The sequence below is a fragment of the Aridibaculum aurantiacum genome (assembly GCF_017355875.1).
GTDB classification, from domain to species: Bacteria; Bacteroidota; Bacteroidia; order Chitinophagales; family Chitinophagaceae; genus Segetibacter; species Segetibacter aurantiacus.
In genome coordinates this window covers 341,142-364,630 of record NZ_JAFEWC010000002.1, presented here as the reverse complement: position 1 = coordinate 364,630, position 23,489 = coordinate 341,142, and the positions used below count along the sequence as shown (strand labels likewise).

At 43.1% G+C, this 23,489-nt stretch carries 4 protein-coding genes; 1 reads left to right on the top strand and 3 read right to left on the bottom strand.

Features of this window, described 5'->3' with window-relative positions:
• Positions 1–5: 5 nt before the first annotated feature.
• Positions 6–10,937: an Ig-like domain-containing protein gene (locus J4N22_RS13020; RefSeq protein WP_207495234.1), complete on the bottom strand. Its 10,932-nt coding sequence runs from the start codon at positions 10,935–10,937 to the stop codon at positions 6–8.
• Positions 10,938–11,634: 697 nt separating this feature from the next.
• Between J4N22_RS13020 and J4N22_RS13015 the strand changes: the two genes are divergently transcribed.
• Entirely contained in the window at positions 11,635–12,111 is a 477-nt protein-coding gene (locus tag J4N22_RS13015; protein ID WP_207495232.1) for a VOC family protein, read from the top strand.
• A gap of 89 nt (positions 12,112–12,200) precedes the next feature.
• Here the strand turns inward: J4N22_RS13015 and J4N22_RS13010 are convergent, their stop codons facing one another.
• Positions 12,201–18,086 (bottom strand): Ig-like domain-containing protein, encoded by a 5,886-nt coding sequence (locus J4N22_RS13010; RefSeq protein WP_207495230.1) that lies wholly within the window; start codon positions 18,084–18,086, stop codon positions 12,201–12,203.
• A gap of 315 nt (positions 18,087–18,401) precedes the next feature.
• Complete coding sequence (locus tag J4N22_RS13005; RefSeq protein ID WP_207495228.1) at positions 18,402–23,240, bottom strand: fibronectin type III domain-containing protein; 4,839 nt, start codon at positions 23,238–23,240, stop codon at positions 18,402–18,404.
• Positions 23,241–23,489: the final 249 nt, after the last annotated feature.

Below are 23,489 nucleotides of genomic sequence, written 5' to 3'. Positions count from 1 at the left end.
AGTTATTATCTCACAAGGTTTATTGAGCCTTTTCTCTCTATCACTGATCCGTCAAGCAATGTCACACGGCAAGCATATATATAAACCCCCACAGGTTGGTTTTTACCTTTTGAGGTACCATCCCAAACCCTGTTTTTGTCTCTAGATTCATGGATCTTTTCACCCCACTGGTTGAAGACCATAAATACAACTTCTCTTACTATATCACCATACACCTGCAGAACGTCGTTCACTCCGTCACCGTTTGGTGTAAAGGTGTTTGGTATAAATACCTGGTCGCCTAATGATCTACCCGTAACCGCAGCCGATGTACTGTTCTGGCAAGCAATATTGCCTACTGCTCTCACCACAATTGTAGCTTGCTGCATTGGGTTCAATCCTGTAATCGTATGTGTAGTACTGGAAGTAACTGCGCCGAATGTTGTTCCGTTGTCGGTAGAAACCTGGTAACCTGTAGCACCCGGTACAGCAGACCATGTAAACGTGATGCTGTTAGCGGTAGCTGACGTCATAGTTGGTACAGGCACTGCCAATGGAGCCAGTACTGTTACCTCTACCCTTGTACGTGTAGGACTAGTACATCCTCCTGCTGATTGTTCTACAAAATATTCTGTAGTACCTGTAACAGCTGGTGTTGTAAAGCTTGATCCTGTGTAGATAGGCGTACCACCAGTAGCTGTAGTGTACCAGTTGTAGTTGCTTCCTGCTACAGGTGACTGTACATTGAATGTAGTAGTAGAACCGCTACATATAGAAGTAGTAGTTGGTGTAACAACAACAGTAGAAACATTACATCCACATACTTCTGTAGACTGGCTATTCTGACAACTGTTAGCACCTACCGCTCTTACTATGATACATACAGACTGAAGACTTGTAAGACCACTTACAGTATGTGTAGTATTGGTAGAAACTGCACCGAAAGTAGTACCACCATTGGTAGAAACCTGGTAACCTGTTGCACCTGGTACAGCAGCCCATGTAAAGGATACTGAAGTAGCGTTTGCTCCACTCACTGTTACAACCGGCTGCGCTAATGCAGTTAATACACTTGCAACAACTCTTGTTCTTACTGCACTGCTACATCCTGCGGCAGTTGTTTGTTCTACCCAGAATTGGCTGGTTCCTGTAATGGCTGTTGCAGTAAATGTAGATCCTGTACCTACCGCAGTACCACCGGTTGCTGCATTGTACCATGTGTAGGTAACACCTGCTGCTGGTGATTGAATATTGAAGGTTGCGTCTGCACCGCTACATACAGCTATAGAGTCTGTAACTACCACAGCCGATGAAACCGCACAACCACATACAGGGGCTGATATACTTGTTTCGCACGGTGTGCTTCCGTTAGCTCTAACTATGATACAAACAGATTGTAAAGTAGATAGACCAGAAGCAGTGTGAGTAAGCCCTTGAGCACCTGAGCTTGGCGTTATAAATGTAACACCGTTATCTAATGATACCTGGTAAGAACTAGCACCTGGTACTGCTGTCCAAGTAAATGTTACAGAGCTTGGTCCGGAACCTGTAACCGTTGCTACTGTAGGAGCAAATGGTGACAATGTTGTTAGTACCACACGTTTGCGAACATCACTTGTACATCCCACTGCAGAAACAGCTTCTACAAAGTATTCTGCCGGTCCTGTGATAGGATTAATTGTGAAACTTGTACCTGTACTGATTGGTGTACCACCGGTAGAAGTACTATACCAGTTGTAGGTGACACCAGTTGCAGGGTTAGCAACGTTATAAGTAACAGAAGCACCCGTACAAGCATTCAGAGAATCTGTAACCACGTTGACTACAGGCTTAGGATTAACCACTACAGGTTTGGTACTATCACCCAAACATCCATCCGGTGTAACGGTACGTAAGGTAACGTTGAAGGTTCCAGGTGTGTTATAGGTATAGCTGGTATTTTGACCAGTAGTTACACTGTTATCATGGAATGTCCATCTCCAGTTGTTGATGGTTACACCATTGTCAGTTTGCGCATCACCAACAAATTGTGCTGTCTCGCCTTCACAACCTGTAAAGTTGATAGTGAAGTTGGTCTTTGGTGAAGGCAGTACCTGTATGTAGATCACATCACGACGCGTGTTGTCGCAGCTTTCTACATCCGGGTGTGCATAGAATATCTGCACTGGGTACAAACCTGGAGTAGCAAGTGTGAAGTCCTGGTTTACTGAATATTCATAATAAGTAGTTCCATTGATCACTTGCGTGCTAAGAGAAACCGGGTTGCTGATCGTTGTATCGCGGCCAGGGTTCAAACCAGGAACAGCACTGAATTTCCATGTAATGCTGGTTGGCTGAAGCGGAAGCAGCGCAGTAATCCTGAACGGTGAACCAACGCAGGTATACTCGTGTGATTGGTTCAAGGTATCCAGTGTGTTGTTGATTGCACCTAATGCATTTAAACTCTTCACCAACGTACCTGCCAGGTAACCATAACTTTCTACACTACCTAAACCATAAGTGATGGCAGTAAAGGCAGAGTCACTTTCAATACTGTGCTGGCCTGCAGTTGCCGGCAGGTTCTGCCTTACGCAGGTATAACCCGGCAAAGTAGGATGTGGGAAAGTATGCGTGAACACAGACTGGTTATCTATCTTAAGTGATGCCAAACCTGGTGTAGGTATCACCACATTTATATAGTTACCAGTAATTGCACTTGCATTTGTGTTGTAGAAAATCGCTTTTTTAATACCCTGCTCTATCGGGCTCAGGTAGATCATTGATGGATCACCAACACCCGTTGGAGAAGTAATACCAGGACAACCATTTGCACCACCAGTGGTAGCAGAAGTTGAGATCAGGTATTGAGCCACCAGTACTGGTTTATCAGCTTCTATGTACACCCCAGCGTTAGCAGCACCAGCTGAGTTAATAAAGAAATCATAGTAGTTGCCTGGCGTAACCATACCCGTAAGCTGGTTACCATTTGCCATAACAATGGTAGTTGGATCTTTTACCAGAACTCTAAACTTATTAGTGTTGTAATTGGTAGTAGATGTAGACTGAGCAGTAAGGAATGTAGCATAACGCTTACCCCACGCTGAGTAAGGGAAGATTTGGTTGATCATGTTATCACCGTTAGAAGTATTACACAGGGCAGTACGGCTGCTACCTGCAAAAACAGCTATTGGGAAACAATCACCATTTGAGTTAGGAATTGATTTGAATTTGGTACCTGTAAGATCCGTACCTGCAGAACCGCTGGTTGTACCCATGATGTTGTACACCTCACCTTTGTTTAGTGTAACAGTGAATGGTACACCTGCAGGTCGACCAGCACGTGTGGTAACAGACGGTGTAATTTCTACAACAGTATTATCCTTATCTGCAATTACCAGCGACCATGAGTAAGTATTGGAAGCATAGTACTGCGACGAGTTAAGCGTGATGTATTCATACCCGTACACACCAACAGGGAATAGCATGGTAGCGCCAGAGTTTGCTCCATCATAAGTATGAGCATAAGCCTCTATCGGTTCCTGGCTTTCTATACTGATGCCCCGGTTAAAGAAGCCTTCATTCACGATCCTTGCGTCATCACCACCTACAACTTTAGGCATTGGATCTGTAGCTATAGCCGTGTTAGCTGGAATGTTATAAGTACGTGTCCAGCCGGTACTGTTCAATGTTACTTTAACTGTAGTAGGCTCTTGTGCACTCAGGTAAAGCACCATGTTCTGTGCACCTGAGCTTCCACCATCACCCATGCTCTGGTGGTGTCCATAAGCTACCCAGAATTTGCGACCACGGTTCGAGCTGTCCTTTTCAGGAAGTACCGGTGGTGCATATGGATTTAATAATCCAGTGAACTTATCAAAGAAGTCAAGATTAGTTTGACGGATGAGTTTTCTTCTCACTTCTACCCTGCTGCTAAAGCCAACAACCCAATTCACAAGAGAAGGTGTTGTTTTACCAAGACCAAGTTGATTTTGATCTGGTATAGAACCCTGCCAAGGATCAAGGTAGAACAGCTCCATAGTGTACGGAAATGTTCCGCCGGCAGGAGACTCAAGTTTAGTATAGAAGTACATAGAGTCCATTCCAGCAGGTAAGCCTTGCGGCACTACTCCAGAGAACCTTCTACCTTCTACTGTTGGCGGAGCAGTTGCACCCCATGTCACCTTCATTACTGTATCGGTTCCATACATGAAGGCCTGTGTAGTATTTGGCGCTGGTACTGCCGGTATAGCTGTTAGTACAGTTGGCTGTACTGTTGGATAGAATTCATAAGCACCCAGGTCTGGCACACCAGCTGTAAGTGTGGTAGGACGAGCCTGACCATTGAAATCTACATTGTTTGCAGGTATCTGCACACCACGTCCATGCATAGCCCAAACATCCGGGTTAGAAAGGTTTGGTTGCAGGGTGGTATTATTTGCAAATGCCGGTTGGTATACTATTGAATTTGCATCCCAGAAGCTTGCTGTAGACCATGCTCCAAGGGTATTGAAGCTGGCTGCTGGTGTTCCACGTTGTACCAGTACACTACCTGTTGTATACAACATGTTGTAATCTGATGCACCGCTTTGGTTTGTAGCATTTACATACATGGCTCTACCACCACCCTCATTGCTAAAGATGTTGTTGCGAATGCTCATGTTTGTGCTAGCCGTAGTTTGGAAGTAGGCTGCGTAACCGTTGGTTGTAGATGTTGCAGTCAACTTAATCGAGTTATTCCAGTACGATGTACCGGTGGAGTTTGTCCATAATCCCCATGAAGTGGTGCCGGTATTATTTAGCGATACCACGTTGTTAACTGCCATGTGACCATGAGAGTTGTTCATGTATATACCATACAACCATCCTGTATTGGTACCAGTAGATGCAACAATGTTATTAGCTAGCCTGCTGAGTTCAGTAAGCGAACTGTCACTATTGTTTACATAGATACCATACACATTAGATGTAGTGTTGTTGATGTTCACACGGTTGCCAGAGATGTTGAAGACAGAGTCATTATCGTTGGCATAGATACCATAAGTAGTAGGTGAAGCAGGCGAAGTAACATTTACCGTATTACGTGTAATGTTTGCACGCTTATGGAAGCTGGTATAGATACCGTATGCAAAAGCATTATTCACAGTGTTGCTATCAATCAGCTGGTTAACTGTTAGGTTAGCTGCCTGTCCTACACCGGTAAAGAACACACCATAAGAACCATTGTTGATCGTGTTTCCTTTTACAACGATCTCCGTACCACGGAAACCTCCTGCGTATACACCAACTATATTAGGTGTAGATGCACCGGCAACAGGAGTAGTTATCACGCAATTAAGAATGCTGTCGTAAGAAGAATTACCAGCCAGTTCTACTGCACGACCGAATGTAGCATTGGTTGCGCTAATGGTCAGGTTCTTAAATATGAAGTACCTGGTGCTGTCTAACCTTAAAGTATAGTTAGTAGCAGTAGTAGAATTGTAAGTAAGGTTTACACTTGAAGGATCGCCGTTAGCTGATTGGAAGGTTACAGTTCTCGCAGCTGTTACACCACGAATGTTACCGATCCTAATCTGCTCGTCGTAAGTACCTGCAGCTACATTAAATACTATTTTACCACCAATACCACACTGCATTGCATTAACTGCAGATTGGAAACCCTGGAAGTTTGTTCCGCCTGGGTATGTGGTAGGGCTTGAGCTGATAGTATAGGTACCTGCTGGCAATATGTTGCCAAGTGTTACCTGTACTACGTTTGTGAATGTAGTAACGCCATTACATGTTACCGCTGCACGGTAGTATGTGTTGGTAGTTGCCAATGTATCGTAACGTGGTCCGTACTGGATGCCGCTTAATGGAGTCCAGTTGGTGCCATCAGGAGATGAGAACCATTGGAAAGTAATAGAACCAACAGGTGAATGACCTGTGATGTCAAGGCGCAGTGGCGTCTCCAAACAGATACTGCTGTTTGGTGTAACTGTAGCTGTACCTGCAACAGGAGGGTTAGCACATGTTGGTGGCATAAATTCAAAAGCACCGATATCAGGACGTGGCGTTGGAGCCGGTGCATTCGGATCTGTTGGTCTTGGAGCCAGGTTGATATCAACCGATACTCCTACAAAGTTTCCTTTGTCGTTTAGTGGTGTGATGCCAGGAGCATAGTTACCGTTGGCACTATCTACATAAAGTGGATTGATGTCAAACGAATTCATATCCTTATTAGTAGCAAGGCGCCAGTCAGCCAAAGAAAGCCTGTTACCACCGCTGAAACCAAAATAGCTGTTAGTGCCATTCAGGAAGATGTTGTTGTAGTCTGAGATTATTTCACTTGCAGTAGTAGCCAGGTAAAGCCCGTGCTTCAAACCATTACCACCACGTGAAATGGTGATCAAGTTGTTCTGGAAGTTGATACCAACTGCAGTTGTTGTCTGGAAGAAACCAGCAGTAGCACCTGTAGCAGTACTTGCAGTATTATCTAAAGAAACAGTGTTATGGTAGTAGTTAACATTGTCGGCGCTGGTGTTGTACATAGCGTACAGTGGTCCATTGTGCTCAATGTTATAGAACAGGTTGTTGCTTACCTCATTTTCACTACCAGAAGACACATCTACGTTGTTATGGTTTACACCATAGAAAACAGATGTACTTGTAGGAGTAGCGGTAAAGAAGTTATGGAACCTGTTCCTTGTGATCTTCAAACGTAAGCTAGGAGCAACGGTAGCAAATACTCCATATACAATAGTAGGATGGTTGGTGATAGTCGGGCGACTAAACCTGTTACCTTCTATCACTGTATTAGATGTACCAGTTACCTGTATACCTGTAGAGTAGAAATCCCTGAAGGTGTTACCTATGAACTTATTGTTGTTGATGTATGCTGTAGAAGTTGTGCTTCCTATAAGAGTAGCTCCATAGAAGCCTCCGATCACTGTATTACCCTGGAAGGTGTTGCCATCGCTTAGGGTATTACCAGTTGCTATTACACCTGCATCAGTAGCATTTACTACTATACCTGCAAAGTTGGTGCTGGTAGTTACCGGAGTAATGATTGTAGACCTGCGGATGGTATTAGAGTCAGCATTGTTTATTAGCTGAACACCATAACCAAACGTACCACCGGTTGCATCTATCACCAGGCTATCAAAAATAATGTGATCTGCACCCTTCAGCTTAATAACAGCTCTTTCATTTCCACTTGTACTAGAAGGGCTGAAGCGAATGGTTCTACCATTACCATTGAATGTAACGGTAAAGATTTCACTTGCACCTTTAATGCTATCAAGTATCAGTTGCTCCACATAAGGACCAGAGTTAGCATCTACATTAAAAGTAACTGCACCTAGTATACCACAAAACATTGCATTTTTAGCATCGTTGAAGCTAGCGAAGTTGGTACCTGTATTTGGACCTGCATAAGTAGTAGGCTGGCCATTGTTGATGGTATAAGTACCTGCTGGTAAAGCAGGATTAACTGTTAATTGAACAGCATCAGTAAATACTGTAACACCAGAACATGTGATAGCAAGACGATACCATAATGTAGATGATGCCATGATAGTTGTATCAGGCGTGTTCATTGGTGTGCCTATGCTGGTGTATGTTCCGCTTTGTGTAGTTGATGTTTGCCACTGGAATGTTTGTGCAGAACCGTAAGGACCTACATTGGCTGTCAAAGACACTGGCGTATTTTGACAAGTGATTGTTGGAGTGATTGCCACCGGACCTGTAGCTGGTGGAATAACGCATGGGGGAGGTGTGAACTCGTGTGCTCCAATATCAGGATTACCATTTGGATTGGTAGGTGTAGGCGTACCATCAGCACGTGGAACGTCATTGATATCATCAGGAACACCTACAAATAAACCTTTATTGTCTATGGCAGCATTACCAGGTATCCTGTCGTCGCTTGCCCTGTTAACGAAATAAGGATTGATGGCATAAGAACCTGCTTCATCATTGGTTGCAGTTCTCCAATCAGCCAGTGTAGCACGATTGGAAGAAAGGAAGCCGGTGAAGTTGTTGGTCCCTACATTTCCTACAAAGTAGTTATTGAAGTCAAGACCAGCCAGTGTACCTGAAGCCAGGTACATTGCATGCTTACTTCCTGAACCACCGCGGGTAATAGAGATCATATTATTATAGAAGAACAATGAAGCTGCCGCTGTCTGCTGGTTGAACGCTCTTGTAGCAGCCGTAGCTGTTGAAGCAGAGTCATTGAAGTCTATTGTATTGTGCATGTAATACACATAGTCTGAGCTGATGTTGTTGATACCAGTCCATGCACCATTACCATTGATACGGAAGATAGAGTTGTTAGAAACAAAGTTTTCACCTGTACCTGAAGTACCATCTGCATTCTCGAAGCTGATACCGGTAAAGGTGCTTGCATTAGTAGGTGCACCACCATAAGGATTATAGATCCTGTTCTTTGCTACATTAAGCAAAGTGCTCTTTTGGGCAGTAGCCAATATACCTGTGAAAGCACCAACTGTAGTACGGCTTGGGCGGTGAAGGCGATTGCCTACTACGTTCGTTCCGTAGCTACCAGCTATATATATACCTGTCTGATGGAAATCCTTGATGTCATTATATAAGATGTTGTTGTTACCATTTGCACCCCCGGTAAATGTTGCACTTAAAGTGATACCGTAGAAACCACCAATGATGGTATTATTCTCAAAGGTGTTGTTATCGGCTACTACATTAGAACCTGTAGCTATAGGATCGGTGTCAGATCCGCTAACAACAATACCTGCAAAGTTTCCGTTGCTTGCAGTCATGGAACTATTGATAATACAATTCCTTACTACGTTGAAGTCAGCACCATCGCCTCCGGTAATATTCACCAGCTGTACACCGTAACCATAAGTACCTGTATTCGCATTAATGATCAGGCTATCAAAGATGATATGGTCAGCTGCACGAAGTTTGATGATCGCACGCTGTGTATTGGTAGTAGCATTGAAACCAATTGCTGCTGTACCATCTCCTTTGAATGTAACCGTAAAAGTTTGAGATGCACCAGGAACGGCATCCATGATCAGCTGCTCGTTGTAAGGACCTACGTTAGAGGTCTGAACATTGAATGTAACTGCGCCGGCAATACCGCACTTAATAAAGTTATAGGCATCGTTGAAACTGTTGAAAGTTCTTGCTGGTATATTGGTAGGTGCACCATTGTTTATGGTATAATTACCTATAACAGGTGTAGGTGAGCTAACCTGTACAGCTGTAGAAGGAGCTGAAGCGTTTGAGAAACTACATCTTACTAATACTCTATATAATGTAGTTTGTACTTGTGTACCTGTATAGGTAAAACCGGTTTGACCAGTGATATCAGTCCAGGTAGTTCCACCATCTATAGAACGCTGCCATTGGTAGCTTATACCATTTCCATCTGTAGAGCCAGTAAAGCTGATGGTAAATGTTTCACCAACACATACGTTGGTTTTAGTAGTACTTGTGGTTCCACCTACTGGCGTGCCTGAACAATCAGCAAATGTTGTAAGTATAATATTATCTAGACCAATGTCACTTACACCAGCATCTGCAGTTCCTTCAAAACGAATGATACTGGTAGCGGATGTAGTAGTAAATGTGATGGTTTTGGTAGACCATGCAGAAGTAGTTCTGAAGCTGTCTAAGCGAACAAAGCTGGTACCGCCATTTGTAGAAAGTAATACAACAAGGCTATCATTACCTGTTGTGTTGATGTAATCAAACATCAGCCTTTTAGCAGAAGCAGCAGTATTACCATCAAAGTGAAGATCTAGTTGACCTTTAGAACCGTTGGTAGCTATGTCACTATGAAAACGTGCAGAGAAATTTCCTACAGAACCTGTAGGAGTATATGCTCCGGTAGTTATAGATGTCCATGCACCAGAAGCACCATCATCATTTCTTCTCCACGAGTTGTTGCCTGTACCTGGAGTATTTCTCCAGAACTGGTTAGGAAGTTCTCTTGTGTTACATGCACTCAGCCATTCATTTTCGAAGCTTTCGTTGTAAGGTAGTGTAGCGTATTGCGGTGCAGTATTAACGGTTACCTGTACTGAACCAGAAGTAGCACTTTGACCACCACAAGTAACGATTGCCCTGTAATACATTACAGGAGCTGTTTGTGTAGTTGTATAATTAGAAGAAGTACCTGCAGCTATGTTGGTGAAGTTTACATTATCAGTAGAAGATTGCCACTGGTAAGTAAGCCCTGTTGCCACAGTGGCGCCAGATAAACTAACGGTAAAATTAGAACCAGCACAAAGGATGGTGGTTAATGTAGAAACTGCATTTCCTGCAGTTGGCATGCCGTTGCAAGTAGCAGCAGGTGTCCAGCTAAAAGTAACATTAGGACGAGAGGTAGCTGTAGTGGTAGCAGAGCCATTAGTATTTAAGGTTGTACCACAAGCATTACCTAAATTATCTGCTGCGTATACTCTAGATGCATTAAACGACAAACCGGTAGTCCAGGGAATTACGCTATTATTTGTATAATATAAGTCAGAAGCATTATTAGGATCGCCGCCGCATACTTCTACTATTATATTATCTGTTCCATTCCAAAAGAAAGGTTGTGAGAAATTGAACGTATTTACACCCATCACCGGCAGGTAGTCTATCGGTCCGTATACCGTGCTGCTTACAGGCTCCCAGGTAGTAGTACCAAGCGAAGCAATTGTAGTTCCTCCTATTTTGATGGTGTACTGCTCTAGCGCAGGGAAAGCATTTGTACTGGTAGTTAGCGCAAGCACATTCCACTTAAGAGCGCTAATGAAACCAGGCCCCATACCTGCAGCGGTCAGTTCCGAAGCACGGTAAAGGTATTGCTGCCTGTGTCCTTCCCAGTAGTCTTGTAACGGGGCAGGGTAGGTTGTTGTACCATTTCCTACGTTTCCAGTTCCAATAGCAATATCGGTCTGGGCCGTTGAAACTGTAACACAAGAAAGTACAAAAAGGAAAAGCAGTGTAAAAAGTTTTCTCATCATGAACGAGTTTGAAAAAAAAATCTAGAGATCAAATAATAGCGGCAAAAAAATATCGTTATATGTATAGTTCACTGGGGCAATCGGCAACTACTGTAGAAAAGGCGGTGAAGGAATCAAACGCCACTCGATAGGGTGCTCTTTGTAAAAAAACATCAATGAATTATTTGGGGGTGTTTAAAATGACGTTCTAAAAATAGGTTAATTCACAAACTTTTTTACCGCTCGGCACAAAAAGTGGCAAATTTTAATGTAGAATAAATTCCCAACTCACGTTTTTCCTCTCTCATTAATTTGCTGAAAAGCCCTCCCCATCAGCATTTCAAGCTCACTAGCACATCAAATCCAAATAAATTGAAATGCATTATGCGTCTATACAGATTACAACTTAATTGTATATCATAATATAAATTCACCTTCTTTACAGTTTCACTCCTACTATTTATACAGAGGTTAATAAAAAGATAATGGCTGCATTTTTTTAGATAAGCTTATTACTCCGCAGGTTATTTACCATCATTTGTTCATGTATTTTCTTCGAAATAGCCTGCTCTATTTCTAATGTTATACTTACTATTTTGTCAAAAAAGCAATAGAAATTATTTATAAGAAAAACCGTAAATACCCGCATTTTGCCGTAAAAATACCTGCAGGTTTTTAGAAAGGAATGCTAGTTTGCTATTTAATAAAATAAATATATATGCAAAAAATAACTCCTTTTCTATGGTTCAATGATAATGCTGAAGAGGCCATTGAAATGTATACCGGCATCTTCAAAAATTCTGAAATAGGTCACAAAGTGTATAACAATGGCAGCATGCCTGGCGCCAAAGGAAGTTTGTTTACTGCTACATTTTGGTTAGAAGGGCAGCAATTCATGGCATTGAACGGCGGGCCGATGTTCTCATTCTCTCCTGCCATTTCTTTATTTGTAAACTGTGAAACACAGGAAGAGGTAGATGAACTATGGGAAAAGCTTTCTGCCGGAGGACAACAGCAACGGTGCGGCTGGCTCCAGGACAAGTTTGGTGTGTCGTGGCAGATCATACCTTCCGCTTTGCAACGGCTGATTTATGTGCAGGATGCTCAACAGGCAAAACGTGTGATGGATGCCATGCTTCAAATGAATAAGATGGATATAGCCAAACTTGAGGAAGCCGCAAGGATGGATCATTAGGTTTCTCCTTCTCAATTTTGTCTTTTCAAAACTAGAATAACAACAAAGGCCTTGCATAGTGCAAGGCCTTTGAAACTATAGCATAAAAGTTACTGCTTCACAAATTTGTGAACTGCAGTTTCACATCCATTGGCACATATTGCCTTAATAATGTATGTACCTGAAGACAGTTGCTGCACCGGTACCTGTAGTTGGTTATCGCCACTTACAAGTTGGGCGGCTTGCTGTATCACCACTTTACCACTAAAGTCTGTTACCAGCAAGTTCACCTTTTCTGCTGATGGTGCTGCAACTACCATATTCAGCTGGTTCCTTACCGGGTTAGGGTAAATGCTGCTGATGATTACAGAATTGGCTTTAGCTCCTTTGATCAAAACAACCGGTGAGTAGCTAAACTTACCATCCTTATCCAGTTGCTTCAGCCTGTAGTAGCTGTTGCCTGCAAATGGTCTTACATCATCAAATGTGTAAGTAAGACTACTGGTGCTGTTGCCATCAACAGTTCTTGAGGCTACATAAGCCAGCTTAGTAAACGCTGCACCATCTGCACTGCGTTGTAGTTCGAATCCTGCATTGTTCACTTCTGTTAGTGTTGTCCAATCCAGTTGGTTCACCTCTCCTTTACGCTCACCTTTAAAATTTACCAGCGTTACCGGCATCGCACAATCATTCACCGTAGCCAGTACTTCTGTACGTCCACTTTCGCAGCCTGTAGAGATCTGCCAGTTGTAGAAGAAATAATAGTACTGCGGGCTACCAGAAAGGTTGTGACCGGTAATATTAAGCGCCTGCGACTGGTAAGGGAATGACCCGCCTGTTGTATTTCTAAACAAGGATATATAATTACCTGAACCAGAACCTTGCTTCATACGATAAGAACCGGCAGGCAGGGTTACATTTAGCGGCACGGTCTGCACACTTCCACTTGCTACAGTTGTAGTGTATGGTATGCTATGAAGTACAGACCCTGTATTGTTGAGTATTTCTATATAAGCCGATGTACCTGCTGCCACATTTGGATAAACATCCACCGACCTGATGGTAACGCGTTGTAGCACATCAAAGGTCAGGTAATAAAAATCAGTAGCGTATGCACTGGTCGTTCCTATGGAATTGTTTGGTGCTCCTACTGTTTCATTTGCACCACCAATAGAAGCAGACACAAAGAAGCTGGTATCTGAGCTAATGGTTGTGGTAAAGGAGTTTCCTGTATACAAAGGTGCTCCGCCAATAGCATCTTTATACCAATGAATGGTAGCACCTGCATTTGCGGTTGCGCTCATAGTTACTGTTCCACTTCCGCAACGTGCACCTGAGGTGGTATTCATCACCAATGGCTGGGTTACTACTATAATTTGTTCCGGAGAAGTAGCAGAGTCACTGCCACACACAGCTATAACCCTGTAGTACATGGTCTGGTTGATAGGTGCAGCTGCAGTGTATACAGTATCGGTAGCACCGGCAATGTCTACAAACCCGGTACCCGTTGTAGTACTTTGCTGCCACTGCAATGAACCATAACCTTGCACGTTCTGCAGTTTCATTGATGGCGTACCACTCAAGCATAGATCAGTAGATTCAGCTTCTATATTACCTGCGGCAAGTGTTTCTTTTGTCAATGTTACAATTGGCGCCTGGTCATTGGCTGGATTCACATCACCATTAACAGCCACTGTAGCTTTAAAAGTGTAACCACCCGGAGCACTCATATTAAGTGTTGCAGGACTAAGCGTTATCAACCTGGTTTCACCGCTAGCTAGTGAACCTGTATCTACTATTGCAGAGAAGTTAGCATTTGTAGCTCCGGTTACTTCTACTACTACAGTAGCATTGTTGTTTGCAAAGCTTATTGGATTCTGGCTGTTGTTCTTTATTTCAACCACAACAGGCTCCTGGTTGTAACAAGTAGTTGTGGATAAAGGAGAAACCAACCCTACCATTTGAAGATCTACGCCTGTGCTCAATGGCATTTCATCAGCACCTATATCAGGCGTATTAGCATCTCTTGCATCGCCATCAATATCTGTTGTTATTCCTACAGGAGTGCCTTTATCATCCATAGGCGAACCTGCAATCAGATGAAGATCAGATGAAGAAACAAACAGAGGATCTACGCTCCACGAATTTGCATCTTGCGATGTTCCTGTTTTCCAGTCAGCCAAGGTGATATATTCTGATCCACCGGCATATCCAACATTATTAACTGAACCGGTAGCAGTAGGAACATAAATATTGTTGTGATCTGATACGAAAGTAGTGGTAGCAGTATTCATATAAATACCATGGTTCTGGCCAACGCTCTGCCTGCTTACAACTATTATATTATTCTTGAACTCCAATCCATATGCAAGGGTGGTTTGGTATATACCACGTGTAACATAAGTGGTAGAAGTATTAGCCTGTCCATCAAGCAGGATAGAATTGAAATAGTACTTCGCGCTATCGGAGCCTGTATTATAAATACCATACTGTGTACCGGCGTTGTTGAAACCAAAGATCATATTGTTACTAATGATGTTTGGATTAGCAGCTGTGGCGTCACTACCTGAAGTATACACGCCATATGCTGCACTGGTACTGCTGGTGTTACCATTAAATGCATCGTGAATTTTGTTCCTGTTAATATGCACACCTACATTTCCTGTACTCATGTACACTCCGTTAAATGTGCTAACAGAACTACGTGTCATCCTGCTTATGTCGTTACCTTCTACTACAGTACCATGTGTACCATTCAGGTAAATACCATACAGGTAGAAGTCTTCTATAATATTATTAGCAACTACGTTTCCAAAGATGTTGCTGGTGGTACCACTTGCTGTAAGTGATATACCAGAATAGCCTCCGGAGATCCTGTTGTGGGCAATGTAGTTACTATCGCTCCTGCTATCGCCTGTACCTGTAGGTGAAGTAGCACCACTGCTGTTTACTACTATACCGGCAAAAGCTGATGATGCAGCAGTTGCAGGAGTTGATGTCAACATGATCGTGTTTCTTGTGATCGTGTTGTGATCTGCATCATTCACCAGCTGTATACCATAACCATATTCTGTAGTGGCAGAGCCGGTAGCTGTTATGAATAAGCTATCAACAGTTACATAATCTGCACCATCCAGTTTGATGATGGCCCTGTCCGACGATGATGTAGAAGTATAAGAAATATATGCTCCGTTACCATTTATAGTAATGGTGTTAGTAGCCGAAGTACCCGCAATAGCAGGAATGGTAAACTGTTCGTTGTAGCTGCTTCCTGGCGCTACATTCAATACTACAGGACCATTGATGCCGCACTTAATGTGGTTAATTGCTTCAGTAAATGTCTGGAAGCTGCCACCACCTGTAGGCTGGCCACTATTGATGCTAAATGTTCCTGACACAAATGCTGGCGTGGAAACAAGTATTGTATCAGAATATACTGGTGCGCCTCCACTACATGTTACCATTGCTCTATACCATGTACTGGTTTGTTGCGATGTGGTGTATGAAGTTATTGTTTGCGCAGCACCAATGTTTGTAAAGTTGATGTTATCTGTAGATGACTGCCACTGGTAAAGCTGGTATTCACCTGCACTGTTACCAGAAAGATCAAGCGTGAATTCTGCTCCGGCGCATGCATTCATTTCACTTGTAGATACCATACCAGGAACAGGAGGATTGGTACATGCAGGCAGCTGAAACTCGTATGCTCCAGGATCAGGTGCTGTTACCAAACGTGCACTGTCCAATATATCTGTTGTTACACCTACGTTGTCGCCCATGTTGTTGATGTTCGGCTCCATTGGTTTGAAGTCGCCAGCTCCCGGCGCCTGGAACATAGGATCTAAGCTAAGGCTGTTCTGGTCGTAACCTGCAGGTGCCTGCTGCCAATCAGCCAGTGTAGCATAAGCTGTACTGTGATATGCCAGGTTGTTTGTTCCTGCAGGTGCATTCATGTACAGCACGTTGTTGTTAGAAGATGTAACACCTGTAGTAGAATAATACAGGGCATATTTTGTACCCGTACCACCACGAGTGATGTATACGATGTTGTTCTTTACATGCATTTCCGTAGAACCATATGCATATATACCATAGGTGGTACCTGCAGTAGCAGCAGCATCGTCTAGTACTATGGTGTTGTGGTAAATATTCCAGTAGTTGTAGCCTAATGCATATACTCCGTATATAGCTCCGCCACCATTGTTGATATTATACACCAGGTTATTCTCCAACCTGTTTACAGCAGTAGCTGTACCAGAAGTGCTGATGTAAATATTATAGAAGGCAGAAGTACTAGAGGTAGCACCACCAAACAAGTTGTGCATCCTGTTCTTCTCTGCCAAAATTCCGGTACTTGATGATAAATAGAGATTGTAACTGGAAACGCTGGTACGTGTTGGTCTTGTTAGCTCGTTGCTGCTGATGGTGATGCTATCGTTACCATAGCTGTAAATGCTGTAGTAGTAATAGTCGGTCACCAGGTTGTTGCTGATCACATTTCCTTTGTTGTATGTGGTTGTGCTACCATAAGCTGATATACCATAATAACCACCCGTTACCGTATTGCCAGTTATCAGGTTATAGTTACCATTGTTACCAGCTGAGCTTAACGAAGTAGCAGAGCCACTGATAACAATACCACCATAATTGGTAGTTGTAGCAGAGGTATTAGTAGTGACCTGGCAATTGGAAATGACATTGGAATCTGCCTGGTTGGTAAGTAATATACCCCAGCCATAAGTTCCTGTGCCTGCATCTACATTCAGGCTGTCGATGATGATATGATCTGCACCATTAAGCGTGATACCAGCACGTGAACCAGAGGTAGTAGAATTGAAAGAAATAGTAGCAAGATTACCTTTGAAAGTAATTGTATTAGTAGCAGATGCACCAGGTATTGCAGGGATAACTACCTGTTCATTGTACACACCATGTGTTACATCAAAACGTACCGGGCCATTGATACCACAAGTAAGGCTATTGATGGCTTCAGCAAATGTCTGGAAGTTACCACTGCCACTTGGCAGGCCGTTGTTGATGGTATAGCTGCCGGACATTGGCGGAGTAACAATAACAGTTACGGGTTGCGATGTATCGCTAACGCCATTACAAGTAACCACTGCGCGATAGTACGTAGTAGTGGTAGGATTAACCGTAACGAATGCAGTATTTGAAGCAGAACCAAAATTGGTATAAGGACCTGCAGGGTCTGACGCTTCCTGCCATTGGTAAGTTTGACCAGTACCGCTTGTATTACCAGTTAGGTTTAAACTTACAGAAGCTCCACTGCACACAGCCGTGGCAGGATTTGATTCAGCAGTACCTGCCATAGGAGGATTGGTACATGGACCACTGGCAGCATAATCAATGATCATATTAGCATGGTTGGCATTGCTTGAGCCAAGCGAAGCAGGCATTGTCGTATTACTGTTAGCCGTATACTTGATTTGATTGGTAGAATAAGCAGGCTGTGTGGTAGATGTATTATAATGCCATCCTATGGTACTTGATGGAGCAGCCACTTGTGCATATTCAGAAAAAACAACCAGGTTATCTCCTGAGTAGGTAAATGATTGCATGGCAGGAAATCCCTTATAACCTGCTGTACTTCCAATAATGTTGGCAGGATCTCCATCGTATATCAATACAGCTCCTGACACATCCCACGGAAGTGAGCCAGAACCCCAATCGTTGAGAGTGGTGTTCATCAGGTAAAGTTTCAGGTTGTTCCCGGCAGGAAGCGATACACCATCTGCACCACGACTAAATGATAGCTGCGTAATGATACTACCAGCCTGCATACCTGTGAGCAAAGTTTTTGGATAGATAAGTGCGCTCCTGTAGCTACGGGGCGCTGCATTCCACGTATAGATGGGACCGTAAAGATGGCTGCTGGCTGTGCCAGTACCTTCTATGGTTACTGTTTGGCCTGTAGTGGAAGGACTTATTCCAAACAAGCACATCGTAAAAAATAAAAACGCGTAAAGTTTTCTCATAATGAAGAAGTAATAGTTGAATAATGGGGGGAATTCAAATGCAATAAAAACATTAGAGAAAAGGAGGTGAAGGAATGAGTATCCATTCACCAGGATGTTGGTGATAGAAGATCTTGATGCCGTACATGAATAATGATTTGAACTTTAAAATTATCTTAAAAGAGCACCGGCAGCTTCTGTTACGGTGTATTCTAACCGCATTCTAATGAGTCTTAAAATTGGGGAAACCAGCAGGCACTGCCTGCTTTTCATTAAATTATGCACATAAAAAAAGCCCGGCATTTAGCCAGGCTTCTTAATTACAAATGGGTAGTTCTATTGTTTTACAAACTTGTGTACAGCAGTTTCACATCCATTAGCACATACAGCTTTTATGATGTATGTACCTGGTGCAAGTTGCTGAACAGGCACCTGGAGTTGATTGTCTCCAGTTACAAGTTGCGCGCCATGCTGAGCAACCAGTTTACCAGTTATATCTGTTACCATCAGTTTTACTTTTTCTACTGACGGAGAAGAGATGATCATATTGATATCGCTCTTTACCGGGTTAGGATAAATGCTGCTGATAGTAATTGCACCTGGCTTAGTTCCTTTGATAAGAACAATTGGAGAATAAGCATACTTGCCATCTTTATCTATTTGCTTCAGCCTGTAATAACTGTTGCCAGCAAAAGGCTTAGCATCATCAAAGTTGTAGGTTAAGCTTCCGTTGCTCATTCCATTTTGTGCTTTAGAAGCCACATAAGTCAGCTTGCTGAAGCTTACACCATCAGCACTACGCTGCAGTTCAAAACCTGCATTGTTCAACTCTGTAAGTGTGCTCCATTCAAGCTTATTGATTGTACCTGCTTTCTCGCCACTGAATTTTGCAAGTGTAACAGGCAGAAGTGCTTTAGACACCCACCTTACATCATCTACCAGAACACTGTAAGCAGGACTACCTGTATGCCTCATTGCCAGCACTGTCATTCCTGGTAGCGCACCCGGATCGAAGCTGTACGACTGGTACGTAAGTGATGACAGGGTTACTGATTGCAACATCGTAAATGAAGAGGCATCAGAAGGATTAGTTAAGTAACCTAATTCCAACACTCCACCTGCGGTGAAGTTAGCTCTTCCCTTAAACGTCAGCATGTGTGTACCTGCAGCAAGATTGCTAACACTTGGCAGTGCTACCACTGCTAAGGATGTGGTAGAAGAAGAGTAGATGTATAGTGTATTTGTTCCACTGAAAGGATTAGTGGTTTGTGTATTAACACTGCCACCTGATCCTACTTTCTGCCAGCAGTTTGGCATAGCCGGAGCCGTTACGTTATCAAAGGTATGGAAGAAGGTATCTACCGATGTACAATTAGTGGTAATAGCCAGCATAGTAGTCCAGTCGCTGGCATCTGTTGATGAGCAACGGGTGCGCATCCACATGTAGTATGTGGTAGCTGGTGTAAGACCTGACAAGTAAGTAGAGTTACCAGTTATAGTTGCTGTTGTTGGTGTAGTAGCACCTGTAGGAGATGTATTAGAAGTACTATAATACAATTCGTAGCTGCTAGGTGTTCCAATGGTAGGAGTTCCCCAATCAAGCTGTGCAGTTGTAGATGTAACATTACTTGCAACCAAACCAGTTGGTGCTACACATGTTGGCGTTACTGTTACAGAGATATCATCTACAAAAAGGTAATACTGGTCAGTTGCAGAATACACATTGAAGCCCAGGAAGTAAGCGCCTGTGGTAGATGGTGTAAAATCTGTTACAGATACAGCTGAACCATTGATGCTGATCGATTGAAGATCTACGATAAGATCAGACATAGCGCTACTATTAGCCGCTACTCCGTATTTCACCGCTAGTTTCTCAGTATAAGTGGTGCTGTTATTACCATACTTAAACGTGAGCCTGTAAGAGGTACCCGCTGTAAGGTTGATAGCACGTGTATAGAACCATGCATTAGCAGGATTGCTGGAGTTATATGTATACTGTAAGGTGTTACTTGTAAATCCTGATCCTGGATTATTCGTAATCGCCCAGTTGTTACCAGTTCCTACGTTTTCCCTTGAAGTACATGGAGGAAGTGCAGGAGGAGCTGCAGATTCAAAATTCTCTGAGTATGGTAAATTGGTAGCGTCACAAAGTGTTCTGAATGATGCTACTGATGTCCAAATGCTGTTGCCTGAAGGACCACATGCAGAGCGAACCCATACATAGTGCACAGTGTTAGATGCAAGACCTGTGATAGTGTGAGTAGTGCTCACCACACCTGTTATTGAAGGAGTAGTAGCAGCAGTAGGCGCTGTATTAGTAGTGCTGTGATAGATGTCGTAGCTCAAAGTTGAGCCAACAGTCGGTGCTGTCCACTCTACTTCTGCCGAATTCACAGTAATATTTGAAACGGTCACGGCAGAAGGCACATCACACGTTGGAATAGGAGCCCATTCCACATTATCTATCAACACTGCATTAGCAGGGCTACCAGCATGGCGGAAAGCAAGTACCTGGATGCCAGGCATTGGTGAAGGCACTACAACATAGTCCTGGTATGTAAGCGTGCTGATGGTCTTCTGCTCTATCAGGTTGAAGGTAGTAGCATCAGAAGGATCAGTAAGGAAACCTACTTCAATGACACCATTGATTGTAGAACTTGCTCTTGCTTTGAAAGTAAGCCTGTGTGTCGCCTGGTCAAGATTACTTACAGGTGGCAAAGAAACAACTGCAAGTGAAGAGGTAGAACTAGAGTTAATGAACAGCGTATTAGGAACAGAATGTGCATTGGTAGTTTGTGTAGAAGCAGATCCGCCTGCTCCAACTTTTGCCCAACAAGCAGGTAATGCAGGTACTGTAACACTGCTAAAATCTTGACTGAATGAAGTAACAGGATTACATAGCGATACAAATTGCACAGGTCCAGCCCAATGGCTTACGCCATCAGTAGTACCGCAATCAGTTCTTACCCACAGGAAGTATGAAGTACCAGCTGTAAGACCAGCTAAAGTATAAGGACTGTTAGGTACAGCTGTTACCATGGGAGTAGTAGCACCTGTTGGAACAGTAGAACTCGTACTGTAGTAAATCTGGTATGCTGGCGCAGAACCAGTTGAAGGAGCTGACCATTGTACTTCTGCACCGGTTGTTGTTATTGCTGAAACAGAGATACCTGAAGGCTCATAACAAGTAGTAGGTAAATCCACTGCAAGATCATCTATTACAAAATCAATATCAGGAGAAGCACCTGAAAGCCTCCGCGCATAAATAGCTAATATCACTGTCTGACCAGCATAAGGTGTAAGATCTTCTTCAAAGAATCGTAGATCATTAGAAGAATTATCAAGGCCATGTGTTGTAGAGCTATTAAACTCTCTCAGCGTTATCCAGCTATTGCCGCAGTCAGTACTGATCAATGCTTTAACCGTATCAGTGGTACCAAAATCTGCAGCAGTTGCATTTGCATAACCAACAAGGGCTGCCTTGTATTTAAACTTATGATTTGCTGTAGGTACTACTCTAGGAGAAATAAGCCAACCACTGGTGGCGTTGTACAAGTTGATCTTAGCGGCAGCACCATATTTACCTACTTGGGTTGTAGATGAAGTATTGGTAAATGAACCATTGCCACCAAACACAGGTACTACAGTACCTGAACCTTCTGTCCATCCAGGGAAAGCTGTATTAAGCGAAGCAGGTGTTCCGCTATAGCCTGTAAAATTTACAATTTGTGGTAAAGAAGCCGGGGCAGTAGTTGTAAAACTAACCGGAGCAATGGCATTATTACCAGGGTTAGCATCAGGAGTGGCTAAGGTAACAGAAGCATTGAATGTATACGTTCCCACAGCTGTCATATTATATGTTGGTGCTAATACTACATCTTGTGTAGCACCCGCTGCCAGCGTACCAGAGTTGATGACTACTGGAGTGAAAGTGGTAGCATTAGGTCCGGTAACAGAACCGCTCACAGTTGCATTATTGGTGCTAAAGTCAATTGCATCTGTACCGGCATTACGAATACGAACTGTAACAGGCGCGGTAGTATAACAGCCACTTGCATTGGTAACTGGTGAAACCAGTTGGCTTGCCTGCAGGTCAGTAGGTATAGCAGTAGTAGTAAAAGTTCCTGTAGCAGTATATCCATCACCCGTACCTGCTGAATTAGGAATGTGCGACCAAGGTGACACATCAGCACCAGCTGCAGCTTGTACACGCACCTGGTAAACAGTGCTCGGGGTTAAGCCATTTAAAGTAGCTGTAGTGGTAGTAACAGATGGTACATTCGTCCATGTACAACTACCTAATGCGCGGTACTGAACGTTATAAGAAGTAGCACCTGTTGAAGCAGTCCACGATATAGTAGCACTAGTAGTTGTAATTGCTGAAACTGCTGAGAATACACGAACAGGCAGCACGGTTGATTGTGGTGTCCATGTATAGGTAAGGCCGTTAGGCACTGAAATATTATTATTGTCACCGGTATATACCATAGTGCTTGCATTAGAGAAACCTGTCACTGGTGACTGCCAGTTACAGGTGGTGCCTGCTGGTATATTAGCTACCATCAGGTTGTTTACATTACTAGCATAAGTAGTGCTATTGCCCCTTATACCAACCTGCGATGTGGTAGCTGTACTACCTGAAGGCGTGAATGAACCATATACGATGTTGATGGCGCCTGTAGCCAGGTTAAGCCTGATCTGGAAGTTCAGCCTCTCAGTTGTACGGTTTGACCAACGGGCGTGATCTCTAAATTGAACTACAAATTCTCCAGTTGCACCACCAACGTTGGCATAGCTCACCAGGGGAGAAGCGCCTGTAGCAGTAGAGTTGGAACCATCATTACCATAAGCGGATATTACACCTCCTACTGTTCCTACTGAAGAACTTAAAGGACTGCTACTAGATGATGGAGCGGTAGAACCTAGAGCCAGCCAACCATTGGCTGATACATACGCTGAGGTAAAGGCTACACCACCATAAGTGAATGTGCCACCTAAGGGTAAGGAGGCACTGATCTCGCTATCCCAGGTACCGCTCCAAATGGTAGTACCGGTGATAGGTGTGTAGGTTCCAACAGAAGTGGAGTAGGGATAAGCGGCGATATTTGTTTGCCCTGATGCTACCTGCATCAAAAGCAAAAAACTCCCTAATAGGAAAGTGTACAGTTTTCTCATAAAGCGAATTATTTTGGGAATAGGTGGTAAGGTAATTAATAAAATAGAAAAATTGACAGATTTTTTTAAATGAAATATTTTATTACACCTGTTTTTAAAGCAATAATTACAATTATTTCAAGTTATTTTCTCTCTATTTAGTGTGGGAGTAAAAGCTTTTAATTCTAATGATAACCGCATTAGTGTTTAAAATTATTTTGGTAAATAAATTAATAATTGAGCTTATTTACTAAAGCAAAATTTAATTGG

Bases quoted from the DNA above. Each gene is read 5' to 3' on its own strand.
- J4N22_RS13005 (WP_207495228.1), bottom strand. From the start codon at position 23,240: ATGAGAAAACTGTACACTTTCCTATTAGGGAGTTTTTTGCTTTTGATG.
- J4N22_RS13010 (WP_207495230.1), bottom strand. From the start codon at position 18,086: ATGAGAAAACTTTACGCGTTTTTATTTTTTACGATGTGCTTGTTTGGA.
- J4N22_RS13015 (WP_207495232.1), top strand. From the start codon at position 11,635: ATGCAAAAAATAACTCCTTTTCTATGGTTCAATGATAATGCTGAAGAG.
- J4N22_RS13020 (WP_207495234.1), bottom strand. From the start codon at position 10,937: ATGATGAGAAAACTTTTTACACTGCTTTTCCTTTTTGTACTTTCTTGT.